Here is a 6,027-nt window from a genome sequence, read left to right as displayed (position 1 = left end):
TAAATGACCCCTTCCCGCTTCTCCTCCTCGTAGAGCCTCTCCAGCACGAACTCCTTGAGGAGGGTCTGGTAGCCCTTGCCCTTCCTCCTCGCCATGGCCTTGAGCCGCCGCAGGAGGTCCTCGTCCAGGCGCAGGGAGATGGCCCGCGTCCTGGGGCGAGGAGGGGGCAGGAGGCCTTCCGGGGGCGGGGCCATGGCCTCCAGGAGGGGCTCGCCCAGTTCGTGCTCCCCCCAGAAGCGGGCCTCCTCCGCTTCGCTCCCGAACTCGGGGATCTCCTCCAGGCTTTGCACCTTGCGCTTTTTCCTCATCTACTTCCCCCTTCTCCGGTACCGCCGCTTCTCCCCGGGGGTGGCGTCCCGGGCGGTGATGACCCGTACCCTGCCCCGCCTCCGAGTGAAGACCAGGAAGAGGACCCGGCCCCCTTCCGTGGCTCCCAGGGCCGCCCAGCGCTCCTCCCCCCGCTGGGAGCGGGTCTTGAGGACCAGGCGGAGGGGGTCGGTGAGGGCCTCCTCGGCCTCCCAGGGGCGCACCCCGTGCCGGGCAATGTGGGCGACGTTGGCCTCGTCCCAGTCAAACTCCAGGGGGTGGCCTCCTATTTCCAGTATATACCAAGGCATACACGGGAGGGAGGGATGACCGCTGGAACCCACCTGGCCGGGGCGGCCCTCACGGCGAGCCTCCTTAGGGGCTTTGGGGTGGAGATGGGTCCACGGCCCTCCACGCCACCCCTTTTTCTCTACCGCTCTCCGCCGAGAGAGGGCCTGCCGTCGGCCCGGTGGCCTAGGCCGCGCGCCTGCGGACCCATGAGGCATGCGACCATCCATAGCCCGGGGGAAACGGCTGCGGTGCACCGCTTTGGGAAGGATCCAGGTCCTGGGTTTTCCGGCCAGGGCCCGGCCTGCCCTAGGCGCCGCGGCAACGAGAACGAACGCCGGTAGCATGTACACGCCCCGGCGAGCCTCTACCCCTTCCGCCGGGGCGGCGGAGGTGCGATGCTCAGCGCGTCCCTGTGGTGGGTGGTGCCCCCCGAGGGGGGAGCCAAGGCCGTGGTGGGGCGAGCCTCCGGAGTAGGCACGGACCCCCCTCGGACCTCGGTGGGGATTCTGGGCAAGGGGCAGGATTTTGGGCGAACCCGCTTGCCCAAAATACTCCCCTTCCTAAAGGGGCTTTCTCCGGTTTCGGGCGGGTGGTTGTTCACTTCAAAGCTCCCTCGGCATCTCACCCTTGGGGGGGAAGAAGAGGTGGACCGTGGGGGTGAGGCGGCTGACCCTCCCCTCCGAACCCCCGAGGGTGGGCTGGGGAGTGGAGGGCCTCTTTCCCCGGGGCCACGCGAGCCTGTTGTGGGCTTCACAGGGCCAGGGAAAGGTCCTGATGGGCTTCCTGGCTGTGCAGGCGGCCCGCCCCGAGGGAAAGGGATCCCTTGCCGAACGCCCAGTGCGGCATGGACGGACGCTCCTCCTGGACGCCGAGGATCCTAAGGGGTGGGGCTACATCCTCTGGGTAAACCGTTTTCTCAACGCCCATCCGGACGCCGACCGGGGGCTCGTGGACCTCCGGGCGGTGGAGCGAGGCCTCACCCCGGAGGACGTGGCGGCCCTGGAGGCCGAGCTCAAGGGGAATCCCCCCGCCTTCCTCGTTCTGGACGGTGTCAGCAACGCCCTCCTGGGGGTGGACGCGGGGAGCCCCCGCCGGGCGGCCGCCACCCTGCGGGCCCCCGCCGCCCTGGCTCAAGATCTAGACCTTACCCTCCTGCTCCTTGAGGAGAAGGACCGGCCTTCTTCTGGTGCTTTTTCAAGGGGACTTCTGGGTGAGGCGCTTAGGGCGGCTTCCCCTGCGGCCCTGTTTTCCCTAGAGCGGGTGCCGCCTAGGGAGGCCGAGGGGAGGGAGGTGGTGCGCCTGGTAGCCCTAACGCAGCGCTACGCTCCCCTTCCCTCACCCCTGGGGCTGGAACTGGTGGAGGGCCACGGGGGGGAGGGATGGTCCCTCGAGCCCTACCCCCTGCTGGAGGGAAAAACCCTGGTGGCCAGGGCCGAGGCCGCCATCCTCCGCGCCCTCCGGGAGGCAGGGGAAGAGGGCCTCCCCCGGAAGGTCCTCCTCGAGGACGTCATGGCCCAGGCCAGCGTGAGCGAGAGGACCGCCAAAACCGCCCTGGCGCACCTGAGGACCCGGGGGAAGGTGAAGGAGGTGGCGCTCGGAGGGCGGGGGAACCCCAAGGCCTACCGTCTGGTCGATTCCAAGTACTTCTTTGCCCAAAAGGGGGAAAGCGCCCTCAGGAGCGGTGCTGATTTTGGGCAGAGCCCCTTGCCCCAAAGGGTGGGCGAAGCCGATCCCGGGGAAGGTCGCGGGACGCTTGAGCCCCTCGAGGAAGAGGCGGGTTCTGAGTGGGAGGTGGAGCTGTGACCGCCTGGGGCGCCCTCCGGGCCCGCCTCCCGGATCTAGCCGCCAAGCTGCGGGCTCTCCGGCCTCCCAGGCTCAGGGTCACGGTGGACGGCCGGGTGGTCCACGGGGCCTTGGCCGTCCCGGAGGAGGGGGACCTGGAGGCCCACTTTGCCCGCTTTGGCGGGCCCTCCCGCCTCAAGGTAGCCCTTTCAGGGCTGACCGAGGGGTGGCTGCTGGAGTACCTGGCCCTGCTGGAGGAGAGGTTCCCCGGGGCCCGGGAGGTGGAGCTCCTCGGGGTGTGGGCCGGCAACCCGCCGCGCCTGGAGGTCATCGCCCGGGTGAGGCCCCGGTCCCCTTCCCCGTGACCGCCCCTGCGTGGAAGAAGCCCGGGTAGACCTCAGCGGCCCCAGATCCTTTCAATGAATTTCCAAACGGGGTCTGGTGTGCGTTCTATAAGCTCTGCGACGCACCCCATTTCCTCTAGGGCGTCCTCGAGCTCTTCTGGTTCCAGACCGCCTTCGTAGTAGTAGACGATAAGGCCCAGGGCCACCACCTTGCCTCGCTCTTTGGCGCTGAGCTCCTTAAACCGCTGAAGAACCCCCTCCCGAGCCCTCACCTGTACCGGTTCGCTGGCCTCCCCTGGCTCGAGGGGCTCCTGGCCCAGCCGCCGAGCCCGGACGTCTCTGGCGATCCGCTGCAGGTGCGTACCATGTGGCATAGCTCCAGTGTAGGAGGGTGGCAGAGTTCTGCCAATAAGGCCTAGGCCGTCTATAATCCGTTATCACCCCCACCTCAAATAGGCCTTCCGCTACCCCGCCGCCCTTGTGAAAGCCATCGCGAGGCCACATGGACCTCGTCCTGGACGTGCTTGGCAGAGGTCTGCCAGCTGTGACAGGAAGGGGGGGTGGGAAAAGAGCGCCTCAGCTGTGTTAGGGACGTGCCTGGCAGAGGTCTGCCATTTTTCGACCTTAGGGTTTCAGAGTCGCCAGAGGGCCTCGAGGGGGAGGGCGTGGAGGTCCTTGGCGAAGGGAACGGTCTCCCGCCCCAGGTAGAGGACCACGCCCCGGTGGAAGCGGGGGCCAAGGGCCTGGGCGAGGGACTTCAGGCCCCGCAGGTCCTCCGGGCGGAGGCTCCCCCGGGCCTTCACCTCCACCCCCACCACCTTCCCCCCCGGTCCCTCCAACACCAGGTCCACCTCCTCCCCGGAGTGGCTCCGGTAGTGGAAAACCTCCACCGCCACTCCGGCGTAGCCCGCCTGTTTCACCACCTCCATGGCCACGAAAGCCTCCAGGTACTTCCCCAGAAGGATGGGGTTCCCCTCGAGGCGGGTTTCGTCAAGCCCCGCGGCGTGGAGGGCAAGGCCCGGGTCCGTGGGCAGGATCTTGGGGCTTTTGGTCAGGCGCTTACCCAGGTTGGCCTGCCAGGGGGGCAGGGTCCGCACCAGGTAGAGGGCCTCCAGTAGGGCGAAGTAGCGCTTGAGGGTGGTGGCGGGGAGGCTTAGGGTGCGGGAAAGCTCGGCCCAGTTGAGGAGCTGGGCGGGCCTCGCCGCCAGGAGGGCATAGAGCCTCGGAAGCTCGCCAAGCCGCTCCACCTGGCTCAGCTCCCGCACCTCGCGGGCCAGGACCGTGGCCAGGTAGTCGCGGAACCAAGCCCCGCGCCTTTCGGGGGGAAGGAGCACCGCCTCGGGGTAGCCGCCCCGGAGGAGCCGCTCCAGGGGCAACCTCCCCTCCCCCTGCACGGGCGGCACCTCCTCGGCGAAGAGGGCGGACAGGAACCCCTCCTTCCGGCCCTCCAGCTCCCCCTGGGAGAGGGGCCAGAGGGTGAAAGGGCCATGCGGCCCACCAGGTGCTCGGCGGCCCGGGGCAGAGCCAGGACGTTGGCCGAGCCCGTGAGGAGGAAGCGCCCGGGGCGCCGCTCCCGGTCCACCAGGGCCTTCAGGGGGAGGAAGAGGCCCGGGGCCCGCTGCACCTCGTCCAGGACCACCCGGCCTTGGAGGCCCGAGAGGAACCCCTGGGGGTCCAGCTGGGCGGCGGCGAGGAGGGTCAGGTCGTCCAGGGTGAGGTAGCGGTCCAGGCGCCCTTCCGCCACCTGGGCCTGGGCCAGAGTGGACTTCCCCGCCTGCCTCCCCCCGAGGAGGAGGACCACGGGGCGGTCCTCGAGGGCGCGCTTAACGGGGTCTGCCAGATACCTGGGAAACACGGCCCATCTTAGCCGAGTCTTGGCTGAAAATCAACCGCGTCACGGCTGAAATTCCACCATACCCCGGAGGCCGACTCGGGGGACCGGAGCAGGGTGAAGGCGAACCCCACCCTCATCCACGTGGCCCAGCTCCTAGTGGGCCGCTGCCCGAGGCGGCTTCTTCAAGGCCTGTTGCGCCGGGTGGAAAGGGCTAAGGGCCCGGGCCCTGGCGAGGAGCTGGGGGAGGCCCATCACTGGGAGGTGGACCGCCTCCTCGCCCTCTACCGCGAGCGGGGCTACTGGGCCAGGGCCCGGCTGGAGCTCTGCTTCCCCCAGGCCGTGGTTCGGGCCCAGCTGGACGGGCTCCTCCTGGGTCGGGCGAGGCGGTGGGGCTCAAGTGGGTGGGAACGGCGAACCCCAAGGGGGGCGCCCTCGATGCCCTAGCGTTTGGCCTCCAAAGCTTCGCCCAGAGGAACGGCCTCCGCCCCCGCCTCCTCCTAGTAACGCCTCACCGTGCCCTCCCCCACGCCCTGGCCCCCGTGGGAAGCTCCGCTTACCGGCGGACGGGGAAAGCCCTTCGGCGGGCGGTAGAAGCCCTACGCCAAGGCGTCCCGGTGGCCGGCCGGGGGTGCAGGGGCTGCCCCCTCCGCCACAGGTGTCCCGCCCAGGCCACCTAGGGGGCCCCGGAGAGGGCGGGGGTGGAACCGGCTCCCCGCCCTCTCCCCTAGGAACCCCAACGGCGGTGCCCACGGCCGGGAAGCGGGACCGGCTTGGGTTATACTGAAACAAGTGACCTACTCCGTAGGCCCCAAGGGGCAAGTGGTCATCGCCAAGGAGATCCGGGAGCGCCTGGGGATCCGCCCGGACTGGCGGGTGGTCCAGCGCCTGGTGGGGGACCACGTGGAGCTCTACTTCCTCCCCCCGCCCCATAAGACCTCCCTCAAAGGGCTCCTCCGGGACCAGATCCGGGGCACCGTTTCCGAGGAGGCCTGGCCACAGGCGCGGGAGAGGGCCTGGCGGGCCTCCTGGGAGGAAGTGTGAATAGACTGGGCTTGCCTAGTAAATTGCCTTGTACCCCGGAGGGGGCGGGAGAAGGGAGAGAAGAACCCTAAGGCCGTAGGCGATGAGCTCCAAAAAGGCCTGGAGCATCGCCGTCCAAGGCTTCCGCTCCAAAAGGTACCCCCCACCCAGCCGCGTCTTCATCCCCCCAAACACTCCCTCCACCACCCCGCGAAACCGGTACACCTCGGGGTCCCACCCCTCCTTCCCGTCAAACCCCGCGTCCGCCAAAAGCCACCCCCGGGAAGGAGGAAACCGCTTCAAGATGTTCTCCTGACGGAGAAGCAACAGCACCTCCCCCCCAAGCCGGGGGTCTGGGGCGTAGCCCTCCCCCACCACTCCACCCCAGGGCCACAAGAGCCGCCTCTCCCTATCCCACCGCATCAGGGCCAGAAGCCGCGCGTGCCCCCG

The 6,027-nt window shown here is 69.2% G+C and carries 9 protein-coding genes and 1 pseudogene; 4 read left to right on the top strand and 6 right to left on the bottom strand.

The genetic code is table 11. The annotated features are described in order from the left end of the window. Together BLP62_RS11150 and BLP62_RS11145 are read right to left on the bottom strand one after the other, a co-directional pair. Window positions 1–308, bottom strand: a 308-nt coding sequence (locus BLP62_RS11150) for a CopG family antitoxin (RefSeq protein WP_093008423.1), incomplete at its 3' end; no start/stop codon positions are given. After that, a complete protein-coding gene (locus tag BLP62_RS11145; protein WP_241374166.1) occupies window positions 309–617 on the bottom strand; it encodes a BrnT family toxin in 309 nt (102 codons plus the stop codon). A gap of 631 nt (window positions 618–1,248) precedes the next feature. Between BLP62_RS11145 and BLP62_RS11140 the strand changes: the two genes are divergently transcribed. Then, window positions 1,249–2,400: an AAA family ATPase gene (locus BLP62_RS11140; RefSeq protein ID WP_093008422.1), complete on the top strand. Its 1,152-nt coding sequence runs from the start codon at window positions 1,249–1,251 to the stop codon at window positions 2,398–2,400. After that, a complete protein-coding gene (locus BLP62_RS11135) occupies window positions 2,397–2,744 on the top strand; it encodes a hypothetical protein (protein ID WP_093008421.1) in 348 nt (115 codons plus the stop codon). Before BLP62_RS11140 ends, BLP62_RS11135 begins: the two co-directional genes overlap by 4 nt. Window positions 2,745–2,776: 32 nt before the next feature. Here BLP62_RS11135 and BLP62_RS13805 read toward each other — a convergent pair whose 3' ends face one another. The 3 genes from BLP62_RS13805 to BLP62_RS14135 all read right to left on the bottom strand — a co-directional run bounded on the left by BLP62_RS13805 (window position 2,777) and on the right by BLP62_RS14135 (window position 4,578). After that, window positions 2,777–3,097, bottom strand: coding sequence for a hypothetical protein (locus BLP62_RS13805; protein ID WP_176758208.1), 321 nt, complete (start codon window positions 3,095–3,097; stop codon window positions 2,777–2,779). A gap of 258 nt (window positions 3,098–3,355) precedes the next feature. Beyond that, window positions 3,356–4,093: an ATP-binding protein gene (locus BLP62_RS14140; RefSeq protein ID WP_241374175.1), complete on the bottom strand. Its 738-nt coding sequence runs from the start codon at window positions 4,091–4,093 to the stop codon at window positions 3,356–3,358. Further along, window positions 3,976–4,578, bottom strand: a complete 603-nt coding sequence (locus BLP62_RS14135; protein ID WP_241374164.1) for an AAA family ATPase — start codon at window positions 4,576–4,578, stop codon at window positions 3,976–3,978. Before BLP62_RS14135 ends, BLP62_RS14140 begins: the two co-directional genes overlap by 118 nt. Before the next feature lie 93 nt (window positions 4,579–4,671). On the opposite strand from BLP62_RS14135, the gene BLP62_RS11120 reads away from it, so the two are divergent. Together BLP62_RS11120 and BLP62_RS11115 are read left to right on the top strand one after the other, a co-directional pair. Next, on the top strand, window positions 4,672–5,001 hold the full coding sequence (locus tag BLP62_RS11120) for a hypothetical protein (protein WP_093008420.1): 330 nt from the start codon (window positions 4,672–4,674) through the stop codon (window positions 4,999–5,001). A gap of 345 nt (window positions 5,002–5,346) precedes the next feature. After that, a complete protein-coding gene (locus BLP62_RS11115) occupies window positions 5,347–5,598 on the top strand; it encodes an AbrB/MazE/SpoVT family DNA-binding domain-containing protein (protein ID WP_093008419.1) in 252 nt (83 codons plus the stop codon). Window positions 5,599–5,613: 15 nt separating this feature from the next. Here the strand turns inward: BLP62_RS11115 and BLP62_RS11110 are convergent. After that, window positions 5,614–6,027 (bottom strand): annotated as a pseudogene (locus BLP62_RS11110) (hypothetical protein); the annotation flags it as partial.

Source organism: Thermus arciformis (assembly GCF_900102145.1).
In the GTDB taxonomy this organism is placed as follows: domain Bacteria; phylum Deinococcota; class Deinococci; order Deinococcales; family Thermaceae; genus Thermus; species Thermus arciformis.
Note: the sequence above shows the minus strand (reverse complement) of the source record. Positions and strands in the feature narration are given on the sequence as shown.

What these genes read in the sequence shown, in the direction of transcription:
- BLP62_RS11145 (WP_241374166.1), bottom strand. Translation starts at nt 617, where the DNA reads ATGCCTTGGTATATACTGGAAATAGGAGGCCACCCCCTGGAGTTTGAC.
- BLP62_RS13805 (WP_176758208.1), bottom strand. Translation starts at nt 3,097, where the DNA reads ATGCCACATGGTACGCACCTGCAGCGGATCGCCAGAGACGTCCGGGCT.